Source organism: Flavobacterium sp., assembly GCF_044377315.1.
Lineage (GTDB): Bacteria > Bacteroidota > Bacteroidia > Flavobacteriales > Flavobacteriaceae > Flavobacterium.
The window spans coordinates 1-20,226 of the sequence record NZ_JBILJG010000012.1; the positions used below are offsets into that span (position 1 = coordinate 1).

Here is a 20,226-nt window from a genome sequence, read left to right on the forward strand (position 1 = left end):
GATTGCCATAACTAATAAGACACAAGCAATAATTACTAACAGCCATCCTATTACTTCAAGAACAAGAATCATTGGACCACCATTATTATTAGTAATTGTTGACGTAAATTCTTGAATAAATGCTTGTGGAAGTCTAGCTAAAATTCCAACCATGATTAATAAAGAGATACCATTTCCAATTCCTTTATCAGTAATTTTTTCTCCTAACCACATTGCGAAAATGGTACCTGTTGTAAGGATCAATACTGATGAAAATAAGAATGAGAAAGAATCAAATCCTAATATAAAAGCGTTACTAGGTAAAGTTCTATAAAGATTGTAGATATAACCAGGACCTTGAACTAAAGTAATTCCGATAGTTAACCAACGTGTTATTTGATTAATTTTCTTTCTACCACTTTCTCCATCTTTTTGTAATTTTTGTAAGTAAGGAATAGCAATTCCCATTAATTGAACTACAATAGATGCAGAAATGTAGGGCATAATTCCTAATGCAAAAACAGAAGCTTTTGAGAAAGAACCACCTGTAAACATATCTAGAATTGAACCAATACCATCCTTGGTTTGACCTGCTAAATTTGATAATTGAGTAGCATCAATACCTGGAAGAGTTACGTGAGCACCGAAACGGTAAACAACCAATAATCCAAGGGTCCAAAGAATTCTATTCTTTAACTCTTCTATCTTCCAAACATTGGCTAATGATTCAAAAAATTTCTTCATGTTACTTGAAAAATTATAATGTTACAGCTTCTCCTCCAGCAGCTTCTATAGCAGCTTTTGCAGTAGCAGTGAATTTATGAGCAGAAATTTTTAATTTCGCTTTTAATTCTCCTCTTCCTAAAATTTTAACCGTTTCATTTTTAGTTGCTAAACGATTAGAGATATAATCTGTCATATCAACAGTATCTTTAATCATTCCGTTATCAACTAATAATTGTAATGTATCAAGGTTTACACCTTCATATTCCTTACGATTAATGTTTGTAAAACCAAACTTAGGCACACGTCTTTGAAGTGGCATTTGTCCACCTTCAAAACCAATCTTTTTAGAATAACCAGAACGAGATTTTGCTCCTTTGTGACCTCTTGCAGAAGTTCCACCTTTTCCAGAACCTTCACCTCTACCTAGTCTTTTATTTTGATTGTGCGTAGAACCTTCAGCAGGTTGTAAGTTACTTAAATTCATAACTATAATTGTTATTTAACTTCCTCTACGGAAACTAAGTGTTTAACTTTATTTATCATTCCAAGGATAGCAGGATTTGAATCATGCTCTACAACTTGTCCCATTTTACGAAGACCTAAAGCTTCCAAACCTCTTTTTTGAGATAAAGGGCAATTGATTTTGCTTCGTACTTGTTTTACTACTAATTTAGCCATAATTTCCTTGAATTAACCTTTAAAAACTTTTTCTAAAGAAACACCTCTTTGTTTTGCAACTGTGTAAGCACTTCTCATTTGTAACAAAGCATCAAAAGTTGCTTTTACAACATTATGAGGATTTGAAGATCCTTGTGATTTTGATAATACATCGTGAATACCAACTGATTCAAGAACTGAACGAACAGCTCCACCAGCAATAACTCCTGTACCATGAGATGCAGGCATTAAGAATACACGTGCTCCACCAAATTTACCTTTTTGTTCGTGAGGAACAGATTGACCACTTAAAGGAATTCTAACTAGATTTTTCTTTGCATCTTCCACCGCTTTAGCGATTGCTTCAGAAACGTCTTTAGATTTTCCTAGACCGTGTCCAACAACTCCATTTTCATCACCTACCACTACAATTGCAGAAAAACCAAATGCTCTACCACCTTTTGTAACTTTAGTAACACGATTTACACTAACTAGACGATCTTTTAATTCAAGACCACTTGGTTTAACTAACTCTACGTTTTTGTATTTATTAGACATACTATTAGAATTTAAGTCCGGCAGCTCTTGCGCCTTCTGCTAATGATTTAATACGACCGTGGTATAAATATCCACCTCTATCAAAGGTAACATTTTCTATACCGGCTTTCACCGCTTTTTCTGCAACAAGTTTTCCAACTGCAGTTGCAACTTCAACGTTTTTACCTTTACCTACTTCTTTTTCTCTTGAAGATGCAGCTAATAAAGTTACTCCATTCACATCATCAATTAGTTGTGCGTAGATTTCTTTATTACTTCTGAATACAGAAAGTCTTGGTTTAGTAGCAGTACCACTTACAATCTTTCTAATTCTGAATTTAATTCTCTGTCTTCTTTCAGATTTTGTTAATGACATAATCTTATTTTTTAAGCTGATTTACCTGCTTTTCTTCTTAATACTTCACCTACGAATTTAACACCTTTTCCTTTGTAAGGTTCTGGTTTGCGGAAACCTCTGATTTTCGCAGCAACTTGACCAACTAATTGTTTGTCAAAAGATGTTAATTTTACGATTGGGTTCTTTCCTTTTTCTGAAATAGTTTCCACTTTTACTTCTGGAGCAACCTCCAAAACTATATTGTGAGAATATCCTAAAGCTAAATCCAATTTTTGACCTTGGTTTGAAGCTCTATAACCTACTCCAACTAATTCTAATTCTTTAGTAAAACCTTCTGACACACCAATAAACATATTATTGATTAAAGATCTGTACAAACCATGTTTAGCTCTTTGATCTTTGCTATCAGATGATCTTTCAACAAGAACTTGACCATCTTCAACTTTTACAGTTACATCAGAGTAATTCTGTGTAAGTTGACCTAATTTTCCTTTTACTGTAATTACAGCATCACTAACTTCTATAGTTACTCCTGCTGGAATTGCAACTGGATTTTTTCCTATTCTTGACATCTTAACTAGTCTTATTAATTAGTATACGTAACAAATAACTTCACCACCAACATTTAACTGTTTGGCTTGTTTTCCAGTCATCAAACCTTTTGATGTAGAAACAATAGCAATTCCTAATCCATTAAGGATTCTAGGAATGGAAGAAGCACCTGCGTACTTACGTAAACCTGGTTTACTAATTCTTTGGATATCCTTTATTACTGACTCTTTAGTATCTTTATCATACTTCAAAGCAATTTTGATTGAACCCTGAACAGCGTTGTCTTCAAATTTGTAACTCAAGATATAACCTTGATCGAATAAAATTTTGGTGATTTCTTTTTTAAGATTAGAAGCTGGGATTTCAACTACTTTATGATTAGCAGCGACAGCATTTCTGATTCTTGTTAAAAAATCGGCAATTGGATCTGTATACATATGTATCAATTTGCGATTATGGTTTTCGATAAATACTCATTTACCGAACCTTTAATCAATTAAAACTCTAAAATTATTTTACCAGCTAGCTTTTTTAACCCCTGGAATCAATCCATTATTGGCCATTTCACGGAATGTTACACGAGAAATACCGAATTGACGCATATACCCTCTTGGTCTTCCTGTTAGTTTGCAACGATTGTGCATACGAATAGGAGAAGCATTTTTCGGTAATTTTTGCAAACCTACGAAATCTCCAGCCTCTTTCAAAGCTTTTCTTTTCTCAGCATATCTAGCTACCGTTTTTTCTCTCTTAACCTCACGGGCTTTCATTGATTCTTTAGCCATATCTTAATTCTTTTTAAAAGGTAAACCTAATTCAGCTAATAACGATTTTGCTTCCTTGTCTGTTTTAGCAGTAGTAACAAAAGTTATATCCATTCCTGAAATTTTATTTACTTTATCAATATCAATTTCTGGAAAAATAATTTGTTCTAAAACTCCAAGATTGTAGTTTCCTCTTCCGTCGAAACCAGTAGCTTTTATACCACTAAAATCTCTAACACGTGGTAAAGCCGAAGTAATAAGTCTATCTAAAAACTCATACATTCTTTCACCTCTCAAAGTAACTTTTGCACCAATTGGCATTCCTTTTCTCAATTTGAAAGATGCAACATCTTTTTTAGAGATTGTAGAAACTGCTTTTTGACCAGTAATCTTAGTCATTTCTTCAACAGCATAATCAACTAATTTCTTATCTGATACAGCTGCTCCAACACCACGGCTTAAAACGATTTTTTCCAATTTAGGAACTTGCATTACGTTTTTATAACCGAATTCTTCTTTAAGAGCAGAGATTACTCTGTTCTTATATTCTTCTTTAAGTCTAGGTATATAAGCCATCACTATAGTACTTGATTAGATTTTTTTGAAAATCTTACTTTCTTATCTCCTTCTACTTTAATTCCAACTCTAGTAGTTCCTTTTGTTTTAGGATCAATTAGAGAAATATTTGAAATATGTATTGAAGCTTCTTTCTTAACGATTCCACCTTGAGGGCTTTTTGCACTTGGTTTAGTATGTTTTGAAACCATGTTAACACCTTCAACAATCGCTTTGTTCTTTTCACGATCTACTTTTAGAACTTTACCTTCAGAACCTTTATGGTCTCCAGCAATAACTCTTACGATATCTCCTGATTTTATTTTTAACTTTATCATCTTGCAACTAATTAAAGCACTTCTGGTGCTAATGATACAATTTTCATGAATTGTTTTTCACGAAGTTCTCTTGCAACTGGACCAAAAACACGAGTTCCTCTCATTTCACCAGCAGCATTCAACAAAACGCAAGCGTTATCGTCAAATCTGATGTATGAACCATCGGCTCTTCTCACTTCTTTTTTGGTACGTACAACAACTGCAGTTGAAACAGCTCCCTTTTTAACGTTACCGTTAGGAGTTGCATCTTTAATAGACACTACAATTTTATCTCCAACAGAGGCATAACGACGTTTCGTTCCTCCTAAAACACGGATAGTCAAAACTTCTTTTGCTCCTGTGTTATCTGCTACTTTTAATCTTGATTCCTGTTGTACCATAATTACTTAGCTCTTTCAATGATTTCAACTAGTCTCCAACATTTAGATTTAGATAAAGGTCTTGTTTCCATGATCTTTACAGTATCTCCAACGTTACAGTCGTTTGTTTCGTCGTGCGCAACATATTTCTTAGTTTTCAACACGAACTTACCGTATAATGGGTGTTTTACTCTACGTACTTCAGCTACAACAATAGATTTATCCATTTTGTCGCTAGTTACAACACCAATTCTTTCTTTTCTTAAATTTCTTTTTTCTTCCATTTTTCAGCAGAATACAATTATTGTAACTCTCTTTTGCTTAGCTCTGTAGCTAATCTTGCAACTGTCCTCCTAACTCCTCTAATTTGAAGTGGATTGGCAATTGGTGAAATAGCGTGAGCCATTTTTAGGTCGGCATATGTTTTCTTAGTCTGGCTAAGTTTTTCTTGCAACTCCGCTGCAGAAAGATCTTTTATTTCTGATTGTTTCATAATATAATATAGATTATGCTTCGAAATCTCTAGCAATGACGAACTTTGTTTTTACTGGAAGTTTTTGAGCTGCAAGACGTAAAGCCTCTTTTGCAACTGACAATGGAACTCCACCAACTTCAAACATTATTCTTCCTGGTTTAACAACAGCAGCCCAATATTCGACTGCTCCTTTACCTTTACCCATACGTACTTCAAGAGGTTTCTTGGTTATTGGTTTATCTGGGAAAATTTTGATCCATAATTGACCTTCCCTTTTCATGTAACGAGTTGCAGCGATACGTGCAGCTTCGATTTGACGAGAAGTAAGGAACATACCATCTTCATGAACAGATTTAATACCAAACATTCCATTAGAAAGTTCATGCCCTCTTTGAGAGTTTCCTTTCATTTTACCTTTCTGTACCTTACGGTATTTTGTTCTTTTAGGCTGTAACATTTTTCTTTAATTTAAAAATTTACTTTCTTTTACGAGCGTCAGGTTTACCACCTTTGTTAAAAGGCTTTCTATCTCCTCTTGGAGAATCGCCACCTTTACCGCCACCTGTCCCAGATTGTTTTTTATCCATTCCAACAAGCGGAGAAAGATCTCTCTTTCCGTAAACTTCACCTTTCATGATCCATACTTTAATACCCATTCTACCGTAAGTAGTGTGAGCTTCAGCAAGAGCATAATCGATATCAGCTCTGAAAGTTGATAGAGGAATTCTTCCTTCTTTGAAGCCTTCAGAACGTGCCATTTCAGCACCATTCAAACGACCAGAAATTAAAACTTTAATTCCTTCTGCATTCATTCTCATAGATGCAGCGATTGCCATTTTGATTGCTCTTCTGTAAGAGATACGGCTTTCAATTTGACGGCAGATGCTAGTCGCAACTAGATAAGCATCTAACTCAGGTCTTTTGATTTCAAAGATGTTAATTTGAACCTCTTTATCAGTAATTTTCTTAAGTTCTTCTTTTAACTTGTCTACCTCTTGGCCACCTTTTCCGATAATAATACCAGGTCTAGCAGTAGTGATAGTAACGGTTACAAGTTTCAAAGTTCTCTCGATGATTACTTTTGATACACTAGCTTTTGATAAACGAGCATGGATATACTTTCTGATTTTATAATCCTCAGCGATTTTGTCGCCATAATCATTACCACCATACCAGTTAGAGTCCCATCCTCTGATGATACCAAGTCTATTTCCAATTGGATTTGTCTTTTGTCCCATCTTATTATTTGCTTTGTGTGTTATCTAATTGCCCTAATACGATTGTAACGTGATTAGAACGTTTTCTAATTCTGTGTGCTCTTCCTTGTGGGGCTGGACGAAGTCTTTTCAACATCATACCACCATCTACACGGATCTCTTTAATAAATAAAGCTGCTTCTTCCATACTAGCATCTGGGTTTTTTGCTTGCCAGTTGGCAATAACAGATAAAACCAATTTTTCTAGTTTTCTTGAAGCTTCTTTAGAACTAAACCTTAAAATATTAAGTGCTCTTTCAACCTTCTGACCTCTTACCAAGTCCGCTACTAAGCGCATTTTTCTAGGTGAAGTAGGGCAGTTATTCAATTTCGCGAAAGCAATCGACTTATTAGCCTCTTTTCTCGCATCTGCTGTTTCTCTTTTACGAACTCCCATTGCTTCTTATTTTTTACCTTTATTTTTTGCTCCAGCATGACCTCTAAAAGATCTAGTTGGTGAAAACTCTCCTAATTTATGACCTACCATGTTTTCTGTTACGTAAACAGGTACAAACTGACGACCGTTATGAACTGCGATAGTTTGTCCAACAAAATCTGGAGTAATCATTGAAGCTCTAGACCATGTCTTAACAACTCCTTTATTACCTTTCTCAATATTTTCTTGAACTTTTTTATCTAATTTATAGTGTACAAAAGGTCCTTTTTTTAATGAACGTGCCATATCTTACTTATTTCTTTCTACGTTCTATAATATACTTACTACTCGGATTTTTCTTAGAACGGGTTCTGTAACCTTTAGCAGGTATTCCGTTTCTAGAACGTGGATGTCCACCAGAAGAACGACCTTCACCACCACCCATTGGGTGATCGACAGGGTTCATTGCCACAGGTCTAGTTCTTGGTCTTCTACCTAACCATCTAGTTCTACCTGCTTTACCAGATACAATTAATTGATGATCAGAATTAGATACAGCTCCAATTGTTGCAGAACAAGTTAACAAGATTAATCTAGTTTCGCCTGACGGCATTTTAATTGTTGCATATTTACCATCTCTTGCCATTAATTGAGCAAATGTACCAGCAGAACGAGCAATAACGGCTCCTTGACCTGGACGTAACTCAATACAAGAAATTACTGTTCCTAATGGAATTTTACTTAGTGGCAATGAATTACCAATTTCAGGTTGCGCATCTGCACCAGAAACTAATTTCTGACCAACTTGCATACCATTTTGAGCAATTACATATGTTTTTTCACCATCAGCATAAGCTAATAAAGCGATAAAAGCTGTACGATTTGGATCGTATTCAATTGATTTCACAGTAGCTGGAATTCCATCTTTTGCTTTTTTGAAATCAATTACACGATATCTTTGCTTGTGACCACCGCCTGTATAACGCATGGTCATTTTTCCTTGACTATTTCTACCTCCAGAGTTTTTTATCGGCGCTAACAAAGAGCGTTCCGGCTTATCAGTTGTAATAGCGTCAAAACTATTCACAACTCTAAATCGCTGACCCGGGGTAATAGGTTTTAATTTTCTTACTGACATCTTTTTATATTAGATATTGTTGTAAAAATCTATTGTTTCTCCTTCTTGTACTTGTACAATTGCTTTTTTGTAAGCATTTGACTTTCCACTGATTAGACCACTTTTAGTGTATTTTGTTGTTCTATCTGGTCTTACATTCATGGTATTAACACTAAGAATAGTTACTCCGTAAGCAGCTTCAACAGCTTTCTTAATTTGCACTTTATTAGCTTTTTTGTTAACCACAAATCCAAAGCGATTCAAAACTTCACTTTCTTTGGTTACTTTTTCAGTTACTATAGGTTTAATTATGATACTCATATCCTATTATTTGCTTAAATTTTCTTCAATTCCTTCTAAAGAACCTTCCAATAACACTAAATTATTAGCGTTTAAAATAGCGTAAGTACTTAATTCTAAATTAGTTACTACACTAGATGCCTTTAAATTGCGTGAGGACAAATATACATTTTTATTTGAATCACCCAACACGAATAAAGATTTTTTATTTTCCAACCCTAAAGCTTTTAAAACTGAGATGAAATTTTTAGTGTTTGGCGTTTCAAAATTGAAATCTTCAACTACTATTAAATTTGAATCTTTTGCTTTTAAAGATAGCGCTGATCTTCTTGCTAAACGTTTTAAGTTTTTATTCAATTTGAATGAATAACTTCTTGGTCTAGGTCCAAAAACAGTACCTCCCCCTTTGAATAATGGGTTTTTAGCACTACCCGCACGAGCAGTTCCAGTTCCTTTTTGCTTTTTAATCTTACGAGTACTTCCAGCAACTTCAGCTCTTTCTTTAGCTTTGTGAGTACCTTGTCTTTGATTTGCTAAATATTGTTTAACATCAAGATATACTGCGTGATTATTTGGCTCTATACCGAATACTGAATCAGAAAGTTGAACTTTTCTTCCAGTATCTTTTCCGTTTTTATCTAAAACTTTTACTTCCATTACTTCTGAATGATTACATAAGAGTTGTTACACCCAGGAATACATCCTTTAATAACAAGTAAGTTCTTTTCAGAAACTACTTTTAAAACTCTAAGATTTTGTACTTTTACATTATCTCCTCCCATTCTTCCAGCCATACGCATTCCTTTGAATACTCTAGATGGATAAGAAGAAGCTCCAACAGATCCTGGCGCTCTTAAACGGTTATGTTGTCCATGTGTAGCTTGTCCAACACCACCAAAACCGTGACGTTTTACAACACCTTGAAAACCTTTACCTTTAGATACACCTTGTACATCTACAAATTCTCCTTCTTCAAAAATAGAAACATTGATAACATCTCCTAATTTTTGTTCCGTTTCAAAACCTTGAAATTCAACGACTTTTTTCTTAGCAACAGTTCCAGCTTTTTTAAAGTGACCTACAGCCGCTTTAGTGGAGTGTTTCTCGTTTTTGTCATCGAAACCAAGTTGCAACGCTTCATACCCGTCGACCTCATTGGTTCTGACTTGGGTAACAACGCATGGTCCAGCTTCAATAACGGTACAAGGAATGTTCTTCCCATTTTCGTCAAAGATACTAGTCATGCCAATTTTTCTTCCGATTAACCCAGACATAAATATTAATTATTAATTATTAAAAAATAGTGATTAGAAATTAGTAAACAGTGATTAGCCGAAACCAATCACTATTTATAGATTCCAATTACTGAAAATTATACTTTGATTTCAACTTCAACACCACTTGGTAACTCTAATTTCATTAGAGCATCAATGGTTTTAGAAGAAGATGAGTAAATGTCAATTAATCTTTTGTATGACATTACTTCGAATTGTTCTCTCGCTTTTTTGTTAACGTGAGGAGAACGTAGCACAGTAAAAAGTTTTTTATGAGTTGGCAACGGAATTGGACCTGTTACTACTGCACCTGTGCTTTTTACAGTTTTTACAATCTTTTCTGCTGATTTATCAACCAACATGTGATCATAAGATTTTAATTTTATTCTGATTTTTTGACTCATTTTCTTAAAAATTAAGCGTTACCTTTTGCTTTTTTGATTACCTCTTCAGAGATATTAGAAGGAGTTTCTGCATAGTGAGAAAATTCCATAGTTGAAGTTGCTCTACCAGAAGACAATGTTCTCAATGTTGTAACATATCCAAACATTTCTGACAAAGGCACATCAGCCTTAATGGTTTTTGCTCCAGCTCTATCACCCATGTCATTAACTTGACCTCTACGACGGTTAATATCACCAACGATATCCCCCATGTTTTCTTCAGGTGTAATAACTTCCATTTTCATTATAGGCTCTAAAACGATTGCACCAGCAGCTTTTGCTACTTCTTTATACCCCATTCTTGCAGCAAGTTCAAAAGAAAGTGCATCAGAATCCACAGGGTGAAAAGATCCATCTGTTAAAGTTACTTTCAAACTATCAACTTGGTAACCTGCTAAAGGTCCTGTTTTCATAGCTTCACGGAAACCTTTTTCTACAGAAGGGATATACTCTTTAGGCACGTTACCACCTTTTACAGCATTAACAAATTGTAACCCAACAGGCACTTTACCGTCAACTTCATCAGCTGGCCCTAGTGTAAATACGATATCACCGAATTTACCACGACCTCCAGATTGTTTTTTGTATGTTTCTCTGTGTGTTGCAGTTCTTGTGAAAGCTTCTTTGTATTCAACTTGAGGCTCACCTTGGTTTACTTCAACTTTGAATTCACGCTTCATTCTATCAACAAGAATATCTAAGTGTAACTCACCCATTCCTGAAATAATAGTTTGACCTGAAGCTTCATCAGTTCTAACTGTAAATGTTGGATCTTCTTCAGCTAATTTAGCTAAAGCCATACCCATTTTATCAACGTCAGCTTTAGTTTTAGGCTCAATTGCGATACCAATTACTGGCGCTGGGAATTTCATAGATTCAAGGATAATTGGGTGTTTTTCATCACACAATGTATCTCCTGTTTTAATATCTTTAAAACCAACTGCTGCTCCAATATCTCCAGCTTCGATATATTCGATTGGATTTTGTTTGTTAGCGTGCATTTGGTAGATACGAGAAATTCTTTCTTTACTTCCAGAACGAGTATTTAACACATAAGAACCTGCATCTAAACGACCTGAATAAGCACGGAAGAAAGCTAAACGACCTACGAATGGATCAGTAGCAATTTTAAATGCTAAAGCAGCGAATGGCTCTTTAACATCTGGCTTACGTAATATTTTAGTTTGATCTTCTTCTAAAAGTTCAGCATCATCAGGATGAATACCTTCGATACCATCTTTATCCATTGGAGATGGCAAGTATTTACATACAGCATCTAACATGAATTGAACCCCTTTATTTTTGAAAGAAGAACCAGCAATCATTGGAATAATAGCCATGTCCATAACAGCTGCTCTCAATGCAATATTGATTTCTTCTTCTGTGATTGATGCAGGATCTTCCATATACTTATCTAGTAAGTTCTCGTCATAATCTGCAACAGCTTCAATAAGTATGTCTCTGTATTCTTTAACTTCTTCTAACATATCTGCAGGAATATCAACAACTTCATAAGTTGCACCCATTCCAGCATCATCCCAAACAATAGCTTGATTTTTTACTAAATCAACTACACCTTTGAAATCATTTTCTTCACCGATTGGCAAAGTGATTGCAACTGCGTTTGATTTTAGCATATCTCTTACTTGTTGACAAACCATTAAAAAGTTTGAACCTTGTCTATCCATTTTGTTAACAAAACCGATACGTGGCACACGGTATTGATCAGCAAGTCTCCAGTTAGTTTCTGACTGAGGCTCAACACCATCAACAGCACTAAATAAGAAAACCAAACCATCAAGTACACGTAACGAACGATTTACCTCTACGGTAAAGTCAACGTGTCCTGGAGTATCGATAATATTAAAGTGATAAGGCAACGTTTCAGGCAATAATTTACCTTGATTAGTTGGGAAATTCCATTCACAAGTTGTAGCAGCAGACGTAATTGTAATACCTCTTTCTTGCTCTTGTGCCATCCAGTCCATTGTTGCAGCACCATCGTGTACTTCACCAATTTTGTGTGATTTTCCAGTATAGAATAATATACGCTCAGTTGTTGTTGTTTTACCAGCATCAATGTGAGCAGCAATTCCGATATTTCTTGTATATTTAAGTTCTCTAGCCATTTCTTATCCTAATTAAAATCTAAAATGTGAGAATGCTTTGTTTGCTTCAGCCATTTTGTGAGTATCCATTCTCTTTTTAACAGCAGCACCTTCTTCTTTAGCAGCAGCTAAAATTTCAGAAGCTAGTTTTTGAGCCATAGATTTCTCATTTCTTCTACGAGCATAAAGAAGCATCCACTTCATTGCCATAGAAATTTTTCTGTCTGGTCTGATTTGCATCGGGATTTGGAATGTAGCTCCACCTACTCTACGGCTACGTACTTCTACGTGAGGCATAACGTTAGTTAAAGCATCTTTCCAAACTTCTAAAGATGATTTTTCGTCATTTTGCTTTTTAGCTTCTACGATATCCATTGCATCATAAAATACTTTGAAAGCTGTTGATTTTTTACCATCCCACATCAAGTTGTTCACGAAACGTGTAACTAACTGATCGTTAAATTTAGGATCTGGTAAAAGAGGTCTTTTTTTGGCCTGTCTTTTTCTCATGTCTTTTTCTTAAAAGTTTTTAAATTACTTTTTTGCTTCTTTAGGGCGTTTAGCACCATACTTAGATCTTCTTTGTGTTCTTCCTGCTACACCTGATGTATCAAGCGCACCACGCACAATGTGATATCTAACTCCTGGTAAATCTTTTACCCTTCCGCCTCTCACTAATACTATCGAGTGCTCTTGTAGATTGTGTCCTTCACCTGGGATGTAAGCGTTTACTTCGTTACCATTAGTCAAACGTACACGCGCAACTTTACGCATTGCAGAGTTTGGTTTTTTTGGTGTTGTAGTGTAAACACGAGTACAAACCCCTCTTCTTTGAGGACAAGAATCTAAAGCAACCGATTTACTCTTCTTAGTGATTTGAGTTCTTCCTGTTCTTACTAATTGTTGAATAGTTGGCATAATTAAATACTAAAAATTACTTGTTTATAAAATTCCCGCTTTTTACGGGGTTGCAAATGTAGTAATTATTTTTAATAAAAAAAATGTTAATTGATTAATTTTTTCACGAACTAAATATTTGTTTTTTAACGGAATAAATAATAGCCATTCACAACTTTTTGTTTTAACATTCACTTACTAGACAATGGCTATTTCAATACGATTTATAAACAAATAAAAAAACACAAGAAAAATGTGATTTTTACGTTATTTTTACAACCAATTCAAAACCTAACTAGCCCTGATTACTTCACAAAGTATTTATTTTAGTGGGGTTCAGTGAATGCTTAGCATTTGTAACGGAAATCCTTTTCTTTTTTTCTTTAAAAAAGAAAAGACCTGCCTGCCGGCAGGCAGGTTGCAACGAATAGCAGGAAATACATAACTTAAAAAATCCCGAGCCACTCGCTCCTAACTTTAAAAATAGTGAAACACTTTTTGTATTTATTTTTGTTAATTAACCTAAATTGTTTTGGGCAAAATTTTCATTTAAAAATAGCTAGCGATAACCAAAGCGAGACAAAAATTATCGACTCAATTGGCTACAAAAAGAAACTTAAGGAAGAAAAATTTATCTTAAATGAGCTTGAAAACCTAACAAAAGAATTACAACAAATTGGTTTTATTGAAAATAAAATTAGTAGTCAAAGTAAACTAAATGATTCGATATATGTTGTGAAATACGACTTTGGAAAAAAAGTTGACTTCATACATATATATATAGGTAAAAATAATTCGTTAAGAAAACTCATTTTTGAAAAAGAAAAAGATACCTTACTAATTCCTTTTACTAAAACAGAACTTTTTTTGAAAGAATCAATTTCAAAACTTGAAGAAAAAGGATATTCGCTTGCTAAATTACAGTTGATTAATTTTAGAAAAAGTGGTTCTAGTCTTACTTGTGATTTAGAAATAAAAACAGACCAGATTAGAAAACTTGATGAAATTGTGATTAAAGGATTTGAAAAGTTTCCGATTGGTTTTAAAAAAAATATCGAACGAAACTTTAAAAAGAAAGCTTTCAACCAAGAGAGCGTAAAAAAGATAAATAGCGATTTTGACAAAATTAGATTTGTTAAACAATTGAAGTATCCAGAAATATTGTTTACAATAGACTCAACCAAAGTTTTTGTTTATTTAGATAAAAGCAACCCAAATACTTTTGATGGTTTTATTGGATTTGGCAACAATGAGAAAAATAAAATTAATTTTAACGGTTACCTTGACTTAAATTTGGTGAACTTATTAAAATCAGGTGAAACTTTCATGCTGAATTGGAAAAGTGATGGAAATGACCAAAAGACATTTAATGTTTCACTAGAACTTCCCTATGTTTTTAAAAGTCCATTAGGAATAAAGGGGCAATTAAACATCTTTAAACAAGACAGCACCTTTCAAAACACCAAAACTGCCGTTGACCTTGGTTATTATTTTTCAACTAATTCAAAACTGTTTATAGGCTATCAATCTTCAGATTCAAATGATATTCAGAATTCAAATTCGAGTTTGTTGAATGATTTTAACAATTCATTTTTCACAACTAATTATGATTTCTCAAAAACAACCCCAAGAGATAATTACGACTCGTTTCTATTTCCTGAAAAAACTAAAATTTGGGTAAAAACTGGATATGGAAACAGAGAAACCCTTAACAACTCAGAAAATCAATTTTTTGTGGAGATAAATTTGAAGAACAATTTTTATTTAAACGAACGAAACAGCATTAACATAAAAAGTCAAAATTTCTTTTTGCAAAGTGATAATTATATAATCAACGAACTTTATCGTTTTGGCGGCATAAATTCGATTAGAGGATTTAATGAAAATAGTCTTCAAGGTAGTTTTTTTAGTTCAATTTTAACAGAATACAGGTACACTATTAGCCAAAGTCTTTACACACATTCTGTAATTGATTACGGTTATTACCAAGACAAAACATCAAAAGTTAATGGAAATCTTTACGGATTAGGTTTAGGAATAGGATTATTGACCAAAAACGGATTATTCAATCTGTTGTACGCTAATGGTAGCTCTGAAAGCCAAACCATAAAGCTAACAAATTCAGTAATTCACATAAGTCTAAAAGCGAATTTTTAAAGAAATTGTGTTAAATATTAAATTTAAGTTAACAAAAGTTTGGAATGTTAACGAATAATTAAGACTTTTGAGGCAAACTAATTCAAAATAATAGACTATGAAACTAAAGTTTAATGGATTCTTAGCAATGTTTTTATTGCTAATGTCGCAACTAACGTATGCGCAAGACAAATCGGTTAGCGGAACAGTAACAGACCAGAGTGGTTTGCCGTTGCCAGGAGTTAATGTCCTTGTAAAAGGAACTCAAAACGGTACTCAAACCGATTTTGATGGTAAATTTAAAGTAGCTGATACTCAAGGAAAAACCTTAGTATTCAGTTTTACTGGTATGAAAACAATGGAAGTATCAGCTTCTAATGGCATGAAGGTCAAGATGGCTGATGATTCAGCAATACTTGATGAAGTTGTAGTAGTTGGTTATGGAGTTCAAAAAAGAAACGAAGTGACCAGTTCAATAACAAGAATTAAAGGTGATGACATGAAGGGGTTGGTTACTCCAAGTTTTGAAAGCCAATTAGCAGGTAGAGCTTCTGGAGTTCAAGTAACTTCGCCTACAGGAATTATTGGACAAGCACCAAGAATAAGAATAAGAGGTGTAGGATCTATAACCTCTGGAACTGAACCTTTGTATGTTGTTGATGGTATGCCTATATATTCTGGAGATTCTGGTTCTTATACTTTTGCAAATAGTTTAGGTGACATTAACCCTAATGACATTGAATCTTTTGACATCCTAAAAGATGGAGCTGCAACAGCAATCTATGGTTCAAGAGGTGCTAATGGTGTAGTTTTAATTACAACAAAAAAAGGTAAGAAAGGTGATGCCAAAATTTCATACAGCAGCACAGTAGGTTTTAATAAAGCAATCGAGACATTTGATTTATTGAACACGGAGCAATTCTTAACGATAGCAAATGAAAAAAGAACAAACGCAGGTCAGCCTGCATGGGCGGTTGGAAATCAATACGATACCGACTGGCAAGCTGCAGTTCTTAACAATAGGGCTTTACAATTAGAACATTCGTTATCACTTAGTGGAGCAAATGACAAGACAAATTATTACATGTCTATTGGTTACAACACTCAAGAAGGTGTAGCAAAAAGCAATAGCATGGATCGATACACTTTTAAGACAAATCTAGAACATAAAGTAAATAGCTGGTTCTCTTTAGGAGGTAATGTTGGTTTGACAAAAACTGATTATTCTGGTTTAAACGTGGGAAGAGGTTCAATTTCAGGAAACATTTTTAGCGCTATTAGACAGTTACCTAATACTCCTATCTACGATGCTTCTAACCCAACAGGCTACAATATAAATTTAGCTAATGGAAATGTTGGACAAGGAACTAACTTACAAGGAGTAGGCGCTAACTTATCTAATATTGTTTATGTGCTTGATAAAAATAAATTTGAATCGCAAAACACAAGAATACTATTAAATACCTTTTTGTCTGCAGATTTAGCAAAAGGTTTAAACTACAGACTTCAAGCATCTGTTGATAAACAAGATTTATTAGGCTACTTGTACTGGAATCCAACTCATGGAGATGGAAGAAGGGATAATATTAATGATAGTGGTAGAATTCAAAATGACAATACATCAAATCTTAGATGGAATATTCAAAATATCTTAACTTATAACAAAACGTTATTTGAAAATCACAATTTTGCTACAACATTCGTTGCGGAATATCAAAAAGAAAGAAATCAATTTTATGAAGCGGCCGGAACTGGTTTAGCAAATGAATTTTATGATAATGGTATTGTTACTGGCGCTTATGGGGTACAAACTGTAGCTGGAGGTATAACAGAAGAAGGTTTATCTTCATATTTAGGAAGATTAAGCTATAATTATAAACAAAAGTACTTCTTACAGGGTTCTTTGAGAAGAGATGGATTATCAAAATTTAGTCCCGACACTAGATGGGAATATTTTACTGGATATTCTGCAGGATGGGATGTTGCAAAAGAATCCTTTATGTCTTCATTGTCTGATAAAATTTCAAGTTTTAAATTAAGAGCTTCTTATTCTGAAGTAGGAAACACAGGAGTTCCAGGTTCTTATCCTTATCGTGGACTAACTTCTGCCTCTCAATATGGAGCTGCAAATGGTATAGGATATACACAATTTGGTAATGATCAGTTAAGATGGGAAACAAGTAGAAAAACTGATTTTGGTATAGATTTTTCTATCTTAAGAAATAGAATAAAATTTACTTTTGATTATTTTAAAAATGATCAAGACGGACTTGTATTGAGAGTTCCAGTTGGAGCATCACTTGGTCTTCCTGGAATAGCTGGAGGTACAACAATAAAAAATGTTGGAGCGATAGAAAACAAAGGTCAAGAATTTGGAATTGATGCAAGTATTATTGATACAGAAGATTTCAAATGGTCGGTAAATGCAAATTTAACGCTACAAAAAAGTTTAGTTACATCATTACCATCTAATAACGCTGATATATTACCAAGTCCATCAACAACTGATATAAATGTTAATCCAAACATTATTATACGACATAATGAATCTCCTAATTCTTTATATGGTTTTGAATATTGGGGTGTTAACAGTGCAAATGGAAATCCAGTATACGTAAAAGCAGACGGTTCTTTAGTACAAGGTAATATTGCCACCCAAACTTACGTAACATTTGACCCAAATAATCCAACAAATGTTTCTACAGCTTCAAACTTGACTGCGGCTGATAGAAAAGTGCTTGGTAATACTTTACCAACTTATTTCGGAGGATTTAGTTCAAATCTATCTTACAAAAATTTTGACTTTGGTTTTTTAGTTAGATTTAGTGGTGGTAATAAAATATTCAATGCTACAAGAAGAGAAATGTTAAATCAAGATTTAAATAACAATAGTACAGAAATAATTGGAAGATGGCAAAGTCCATCAGAACCAGGTGATGGTGTTACACCAAGACTATGGGCTGGAAGAGGAAATTTTATCAACCAAACAAGCGCTACCTCTAGATTTGTTGAAAATGGCGATTTTATTAGTTTAGACAATGTTTCTTTCGGCTATAGTTGCCCAAAAAGTTTGACAGAAAGAATTAAAGTAGATAGAATTCGTTTCTATGTTCAATTACAAAACATGTTCATTATTACTGACTACAAAGGTTTAAATCCAGAAATGGAAACATTTGGTGTTGATTTAAATGGTTCTCCTAGAGCAAAATCAATGTCGGTAGGTATTAACGTAAACTTATAATAATTATGAAAAAGTATATAAAATTAGCTTCAGTTGCTATATTTTCATTACTGGTTTCTTCATGTTCAGAAGAAAAAGTATTGAATCTTTCACCAATAAATAACATTTCTAATGAAGATGCATATTCTTCTCCATCTTTAATTGCTCTATCTGTAAATGGAATGTATAATGCCGCTCAACTTGGCCAGTTTAACACAACATCTTCAAATGGTGGTAGAGGTTATGTATGGGGAGCAGCATTTGTTCAGCAAGGAGACAACAGAGGTGAAGATGTAGTAAATCTTCAAGCTTTTTACCAAATAACATATCAGTCAACTTATGACCCTAACTCAGCCAATAATGTTTATTACTGGATTGATGGTTATAAACTAATTAACAGATGTAATCTAGTTATAGAGGGTGTTTCAAAAGCTGTTGCCAATAATATTATTTCCTCAGCTGTAGGAAATGATTATATTGGACAAGCAAAATTCTTAAGGGCTATTACACATTTTGAATTACTTGCCTATTTTGCTCAACCTTATAATTTTACTGCTACTGCTTCTCATCCTGGTATCGTATATAGAGAAGTTGGCATAGATACTCAAGGAGAAATTGATTCTGAAATCCTTAAGGGAAGAAACACTGTTGCAGATTGCTATTCAAAAGTAATCGCTGATTTAAACGATGCTGAAAATTTAATTACGCAAACAGCTGATAAAAGTTTGGCTACAAAAAATGCTGCTATTGCATTTAAAACTAGAGTTTATTTACACCAAAGAAAATGGGATGATGTAATTACAGAGGGTGCTAAAACTTTAGCTGTAAATTTATTAACAGCAACTCCAAATGGTCCTTTTGTAACTAGTGCTAATCTAACTAATTCTGAGTCTGTTTTTTCAATAAGACATGCCCCTGGAACAGGTCAAAACCCGGGTGTAAATGCTGCACTTGCTTCACAATACAAAACGAGAAGATTAGTTTGTATTAGCCCAATCATATGGAACGACCCAAGTTGGTTAGCAGATGATAAAAGAAGAGAAGAAGGTGTTATGGTTGAAACTGTATCAGGTGTCAAATACACAAACAAATACAAAGATGGTGGAACCTATACAGATGCTGCACCAGTTATACGCTATGCTGAAGTTGTATTGAATATGGCAGAAGCACAAGCAAGAAAATCTTCTCCAGATTTAACAGCAGCAATTTCATTATTAAATAGTGTAAGAAACAGATCGTTAGCATCTCCATCAACACAAGCATACACTGCTGCAACATTAGTGACTCAAGCAGATGTTGTTAATGCAATTCTTAAAGAAAGAAGAATTGAGTTTTTAATGGAAGGTAGAAGATGGTCAGACATTCATCGTTTACTGTATGATGACATTGCAGCCACTAATGGAATTCCTGCAAAAGTAGGAAATGGTACAAATACAGCTGCGCTTTATAGTACAACGACTCCATATTCAGGTCCTTATGGAGAGGCTGCTATTCCTAAAACAAACTTTAGAATTTTATGGCCAATTCCACTTCAGGAAATAAATACAAATCCAACATTAGCCAGTCAACAAAATCCAGGTTGGTAATTTAAAAACTAGTTTAAATATCAAAACCATCTCGCTCAAAACGAGATGGTTTTATTTTATATCTTTGCGCCATGGAAAAAGAAAATCAAATAGTTGTTATTATAGCGATTATTGAAGCAATTCAGTCAGGTGCAACTGTGGATAAAGTATATATTCAAAAAGAAGCTTCAGGCGAATTGATGAAAGATTTGATGAAAGTCATGAAGCGAATAT

Annotated in this window: 28 protein-coding genes and 1 pseudogene; 4 read left to right on the forward strand and 25 right to left on the reverse strand. The window is 34.0% G+C overall.

Going from position 1 to position 20,226, the window contains the following annotated elements; translation table 11 throughout:
* The 25 genes from ACIQ66_RS05255 to rpsL all read right to left on the reverse strand — a co-directional run.
* A partial coding sequence (locus ACIQ66_RS05255; RefSeq protein WP_396211756.1) for a preprotein translocase subunit SecY occupies positions 1-723 on the reverse strand: 723 nt, incomplete at its 3' end.
* A 13-nt stretch (positions 724-736) separates the two neighbouring features.
* A complete protein-coding gene (rplO, locus tag ACIQ66_RS05260; protein WP_396211757.1) occupies positions 737-1,189 on the reverse strand; it encodes a 50S ribosomal protein L15 in 453 nt (150 codons plus the stop codon).
* A gap of 11 nt (positions 1,190-1,200) precedes the next feature.
* On the reverse strand, positions 1,201-1,383 hold the full coding sequence (gene rpmD / locus ACIQ66_RS05265; RefSeq protein ID WP_229323194.1) for a 50S ribosomal protein L30: 183 nt from the start codon (positions 1,381-1,383) through the stop codon (positions 1,201-1,203).
* 12 nt (positions 1,384-1,395) lie between these two features.
* Positions 1,396-1,920: a 30S ribosomal protein S5 gene (gene rpsE, locus ACIQ66_RS05270; RefSeq protein ID WP_298177567.1), complete on the reverse strand. Its 525-nt coding sequence runs from the start codon at positions 1,918-1,920 to the stop codon at positions 1,396-1,398.
* 4 nt (positions 1,921-1,924) lie between these two features.
* On the reverse strand, positions 1,925-2,275 hold the full coding sequence (rplR, locus tag ACIQ66_RS05275) for a 50S ribosomal protein L18 (protein WP_396211758.1): 351 nt from the start codon (positions 2,273-2,275) through the stop codon (positions 1,925-1,927).
* Between the two features lie 11 nt (positions 2,276-2,286).
* Positions 2,287-2,829, reverse strand: coding sequence for a 50S ribosomal protein L6 (gene rplF, locus ACIQ66_RS05280; protein ID WP_298177569.1), 543 nt, complete (start codon positions 2,827-2,829; stop codon positions 2,287-2,289).
* Between the two features lie 18 nt (positions 2,830-2,847).
* Positions 2,848-3,246 carry a 30S ribosomal protein S8 gene (gene rpsH, locus ACIQ66_RS05285; RefSeq protein ID WP_396211759.1) on the reverse strand — a complete coding sequence of 133 codons (399 nt, stop codon included), beginning with the start codon at positions 3,244-3,246 and terminating at the stop codon, positions 2,848-2,850.
* Between the two features lie 78 nt (positions 3,247-3,324).
* Positions 3,325-3,594: a 30S ribosomal protein S14 gene (gene rpsN / locus ACIQ66_RS05290; protein WP_298177572.1), complete on the reverse strand. Its 270-nt coding sequence runs from the start codon at positions 3,592-3,594 to the stop codon at positions 3,325-3,327.
* Between the two features lie 3 nt (positions 3,595-3,597).
* The gene (gene rplE / locus ACIQ66_RS05295) at positions 3,598-4,149 is read right to left on the reverse strand and encodes a 50S ribosomal protein L5 (protein WP_298177573.1); all 552 of its coding nucleotides are present in this window, start codon (positions 4,147-4,149) and stop codon (positions 3,598-3,600) included.
* A 2-nt stretch (positions 4,150-4,151) separates the two neighbouring features.
* Entirely contained in the window at positions 4,152-4,466 is a 315-nt protein-coding gene (gene rplX, locus ACIQ66_RS05300) for a 50S ribosomal protein L24 (RefSeq protein WP_396211760.1), read from the reverse strand.
* A gap of 11 nt (positions 4,467-4,477) precedes the next feature.
* On the reverse strand, positions 4,478-4,846 hold the full coding sequence (gene rplN, locus ACIQ66_RS05305; protein WP_007803649.1) for a 50S ribosomal protein L14: 369 nt from the start codon (positions 4,844-4,846) through the stop codon (positions 4,478-4,480).
* 2 nt (positions 4,847-4,848) lie between these two features.
* On the reverse strand, positions 4,849-5,109 hold the full coding sequence (gene rpsQ, locus ACIQ66_RS05310; protein ID WP_298177575.1) for a 30S ribosomal protein S17: 261 nt from the start codon (positions 5,107-5,109) through the stop codon (positions 4,849-4,851).
* A gap of 17 nt (positions 5,110-5,126) precedes the next feature.
* Positions 5,127-5,318 (reverse strand): 50S ribosomal protein L29, encoded by a 192-nt coding sequence (gene rpmC, locus ACIQ66_RS05315; RefSeq protein WP_396211761.1) that lies wholly within the window; start codon positions 5,316-5,318, stop codon positions 5,127-5,129.
* A 13-nt stretch (positions 5,319-5,331) separates the two neighbouring features.
* Positions 5,332-5,757: a 50S ribosomal protein L16 gene (rplP, locus tag ACIQ66_RS05320; RefSeq protein ID WP_077377761.1), complete on the reverse strand. Its 426-nt coding sequence runs from the start codon at positions 5,755-5,757 to the stop codon at positions 5,332-5,334.
* 19 nt (positions 5,758-5,776) lie between these two features.
* Positions 5,777-6,538, reverse strand: coding sequence for a 30S ribosomal protein S3 (gene rpsC / locus ACIQ66_RS05325; protein ID WP_298177582.1), 762 nt, complete (start codon positions 6,536-6,538; stop codon positions 5,777-5,779).
* Positions 6,539-6,542: 4 nt separating this feature from the next.
* Positions 6,543-6,953 carry a 50S ribosomal protein L22 gene (gene rplV / locus ACIQ66_RS05330; protein WP_396211762.1) on the reverse strand — a complete coding sequence of 137 codons (411 nt, stop codon included), beginning with the start codon at positions 6,951-6,953 and terminating at the stop codon, positions 6,543-6,545.
* 6 nt (positions 6,954-6,959) lie between these two features.
* Positions 6,960-7,238, reverse strand: a complete 279-nt coding sequence (gene rpsS / locus ACIQ66_RS05335) for a 30S ribosomal protein S19 (RefSeq protein ID WP_014085019.1) — start codon at positions 7,236-7,238, stop codon at positions 6,960-6,962.
* Positions 7,239-7,245: 7 nt separating this feature from the next.
* A complete protein-coding gene (rplB, locus tag ACIQ66_RS05340) occupies positions 7,246-8,070 on the reverse strand; it encodes a 50S ribosomal protein L2 (protein ID WP_298177587.1) in 825 nt (274 codons plus the stop codon).
* A 9-nt stretch (positions 8,071-8,079) separates the two neighbouring features.
* Positions 8,080-8,370 carry a 50S ribosomal protein L23 gene (rplW, locus tag ACIQ66_RS05345; protein ID WP_298177589.1) on the reverse strand — a complete coding sequence of 97 codons (291 nt, stop codon included), beginning with the start codon at positions 8,368-8,370 and terminating at the stop codon, positions 8,080-8,082.
* A 6-nt stretch (positions 8,371-8,376) separates the two neighbouring features.
* Complete coding sequence (gene rplD / locus ACIQ66_RS05350; protein WP_396211763.1) at positions 8,377-9,006, reverse strand: 50S ribosomal protein L4; 630 nt, start codon at positions 9,004-9,006, stop codon at positions 8,377-8,379.
* The gene (rplC, locus tag ACIQ66_RS05355) at positions 9,006-9,623 is read right to left on the reverse strand and encodes a 50S ribosomal protein L3 (protein WP_396211764.1); all 618 of its coding nucleotides are present in this window, start codon (positions 9,621-9,623) and stop codon (positions 9,006-9,008) included. Before rplC ends, rplD begins: the two co-directional genes overlap by 1 nt.
* A 98-nt stretch (positions 9,624-9,721) precedes the next feature.
* Positions 9,722-10,027, reverse strand: a complete 306-nt coding sequence (gene rpsJ / locus ACIQ66_RS05360) for a 30S ribosomal protein S10 (RefSeq protein ID WP_011963470.1) — start codon at positions 10,025-10,027, stop codon at positions 9,722-9,724.
* A gap of 11 nt (positions 10,028-10,038) precedes the next feature.
* The gene (gene fusA / locus ACIQ66_RS05365) at positions 10,039-12,195 is read right to left on the reverse strand and encodes an elongation factor G (protein WP_396211765.1); all 2,157 of its coding nucleotides are present in this window, start codon (positions 12,193-12,195) and stop codon (positions 10,039-10,041) included.
* A 12-nt stretch (positions 12,196-12,207) separates the two neighbouring features.
* Positions 12,208-12,684, reverse strand: coding sequence for a 30S ribosomal protein S7 (gene rpsG, locus ACIQ66_RS05370; protein ID WP_298177601.1), 477 nt, complete (start codon positions 12,682-12,684; stop codon positions 12,208-12,210).
* Between the two features lie 24 nt (positions 12,685-12,708).
* A complete protein-coding gene (gene rpsL, locus ACIQ66_RS05375; RefSeq protein ID WP_007136570.1) occupies positions 12,709-13,092 on the reverse strand; it encodes a 30S ribosomal protein S12 in 384 nt (127 codons plus the stop codon).
* A gap of 477 nt (positions 13,093-13,569) precedes the next feature.
* On the opposite strand from rpsL, the gene ACIQ66_RS05380 reads away from it, so the two are divergent.
* The 4 genes and pseudogenes from ACIQ66_RS05380 to ACIQ66_RS05395 form a co-directional block, all read left to right on the forward strand.
* Positions 13,570-15,228, forward strand: a complete 1,659-nt coding sequence (locus tag ACIQ66_RS05380) for a hypothetical protein (protein WP_396211766.1) — start codon at positions 13,570-13,572, stop codon at positions 15,226-15,228.
* Positions 15,229-15,325: 97 nt separating this feature from the next.
* Entirely contained in the window at positions 15,326-18,448 is a 3,123-nt protein-coding gene (locus ACIQ66_RS05385; protein ID WP_396211767.1) for a SusC/RagA family TonB-linked outer membrane protein, read from the forward strand.
* 5 nt (positions 18,449-18,453) lie between these two features.
* Positions 18,454-20,013, forward strand: a complete 1,560-nt coding sequence (locus tag ACIQ66_RS05390; RefSeq protein ID WP_396211768.1) for a RagB/SusD family nutrient uptake outer membrane protein — start codon at positions 18,454-18,456, stop codon at positions 20,011-20,013.
* A 71-nt stretch (positions 20,014-20,084) separates the two neighbouring features.
* Positions 20,085-20,222 (forward strand): annotated as a pseudogene (locus tag ACIQ66_RS05395) (23S rRNA (guanosine(2251)-2'-O)-methyltransferase RlmB); the annotation flags it as partial.
* Positions 20,223-20,226: the final 4 nt, after the last annotated feature.

What these genes read in the sequence shown, in the direction of transcription:
- rplO (WP_396211757.1), bottom strand. Translation starts at nt 1,189, where the DNA reads ATGAATTTAAGTAACTTACAACCTGCTGAAGGTTCTACGCACAATCAA.
- rpmD (WP_229323194.1), bottom strand. Translation starts at nt 1,383, where the DNA reads ATGGCTAAATTAGTAGTAAAACAAGTACGAAGCAAAATCAATTGCCCT.
- rpsE (WP_298177567.1), bottom strand. Translation starts at nt 1,920, where the DNA reads ATGTCTAATAAATACAAAAACGTAGAGTTAGTTAAACCAAGTGGTCTT.
- rplR (WP_396211758.1), bottom strand. Translation starts at nt 2,275, where the DNA reads ATGTCATTAACAAAATCTGAAAGAAGACAGAGAATTAAATTCAGAATT.
- rplF (WP_298177569.1), bottom strand. Translation starts at nt 2,829, where the DNA reads ATGTCAAGAATAGGAAAAAATCCAGTTGCAATTCCAGCAGGAGTAACT.
- rpsH (WP_396211759.1), bottom strand. Translation starts at nt 3,246, where the DNA reads ATGTATACAGATCCAATTGCCGATTTTTTAACAAGAATCAGAAATGCT.
- rpsN (WP_298177572.1), bottom strand. Translation starts at nt 3,594, where the DNA reads ATGGCTAAAGAATCAATGAAAGCCCGTGAGGTTAAGAGAGAAAAAACG.
- rplE (WP_298177573.1), bottom strand. Translation starts at nt 4,149, where the DNA reads ATGGCTTATATACCTAGACTTAAAGAAGAATATAAGAACAGAGTAATC.
- rplX (WP_396211760.1), bottom strand. Translation starts at nt 4,466, where the DNA reads ATGATAAAGTTAAAAATAAAATCAGGAGATATCGTAAGAGTTATTGCT.
- rplN (WP_007803649.1), bottom strand. Translation starts at nt 4,846, where the DNA reads ATGGTACAACAGGAATCAAGATTAAAAGTAGCAGATAACACAGGAGCA.
- rpsQ (WP_298177575.1), bottom strand. Translation starts at nt 5,109, where the DNA reads ATGGAAGAAAAAAGAAATTTAAGAAAAGAAAGAATTGGTGTTGTAACT.
- rpmC (WP_396211761.1), bottom strand. Translation starts at nt 5,318, where the DNA reads ATGAAACAATCAGAAATAAAAGATCTTTCTGCAGCGGAGTTGCAAGAA.
- rplP (WP_077377761.1), bottom strand. Translation starts at nt 5,757, where the DNA reads ATGTTACAGCCTAAAAGAACAAAATACCGTAAGGTACAGAAAGGTAAA.
- rpsC (WP_298177582.1), bottom strand. Translation starts at nt 6,538, where the DNA reads ATGGGACAAAAGACAAATCCAATTGGAAATAGACTTGGTATCATCAGA.
- rplV (WP_396211762.1), bottom strand. Translation starts at nt 6,953, where the DNA reads ATGGGAGTTCGTAAAAGAGAAACAGCAGATGCGAGAAAAGAGGCTAAT.
- rpsS (WP_014085019.1), bottom strand. Translation starts at nt 7,238, where the DNA reads ATGGCACGTTCATTAAAAAAAGGACCTTTTGTACACTATAAATTAGAT.
- rplB (WP_298177587.1), bottom strand. Translation starts at nt 8,070, where the DNA reads ATGTCAGTAAGAAAATTAAAACCTATTACCCCGGGTCAGCGATTTAGA.
- rplW (WP_298177589.1), bottom strand. Translation starts at nt 8,370, where the DNA reads ATGAGTATCATAATTAAACCTATAGTAACTGAAAAAGTAACCAAAGAA.
- rplD (WP_396211763.1), bottom strand. Translation starts at nt 9,006, where the DNA reads ATGGAAGTAAAAGTTTTAGATAAAAACGGAAAAGATACTGGAAGAAAA.
- rplC (WP_396211764.1), bottom strand. Translation starts at nt 9,623, where the DNA reads ATGTCTGGGTTAATCGGAAGAAAAATTGGCATGACTAGTATCTTTGAC.
- rpsJ (WP_011963470.1), bottom strand. Translation starts at nt 10,027, where the DNA reads ATGAGTCAAAAAATCAGAATAAAATTAAAATCTTATGATCACATGTTG.
- fusA (WP_396211765.1), bottom strand. Translation starts at nt 12,195, where the DNA reads ATGGCTAGAGAACTTAAATATACAAGAAATATCGGAATTGCTGCTCAC.
- rpsG (WP_298177601.1), bottom strand. Translation starts at nt 12,684, where the DNA reads ATGAGAAAAAGACAGGCCAAAAAAAGACCTCTTTTACCAGATCCTAAA.
- rpsL (WP_007136570.1), bottom strand. Translation starts at nt 13,092, where the DNA reads ATGCCAACTATTCAACAATTAGTAAGAACAGGAAGAACTCAAATCACT.
- ACIQ66_RS05385 (WP_396211767.1), top strand. Translation starts at nt 15,326, where the DNA reads ATGAAACTAAAGTTTAATGGATTCTTAGCAATGTTTTTATTGCTAATG.
- ACIQ66_RS05390 (WP_396211768.1), top strand. Translation starts at nt 18,454, where the DNA reads ATGAAAAAGTATATAAAATTAGCTTCAGTTGCTATATTTTCATTACTG.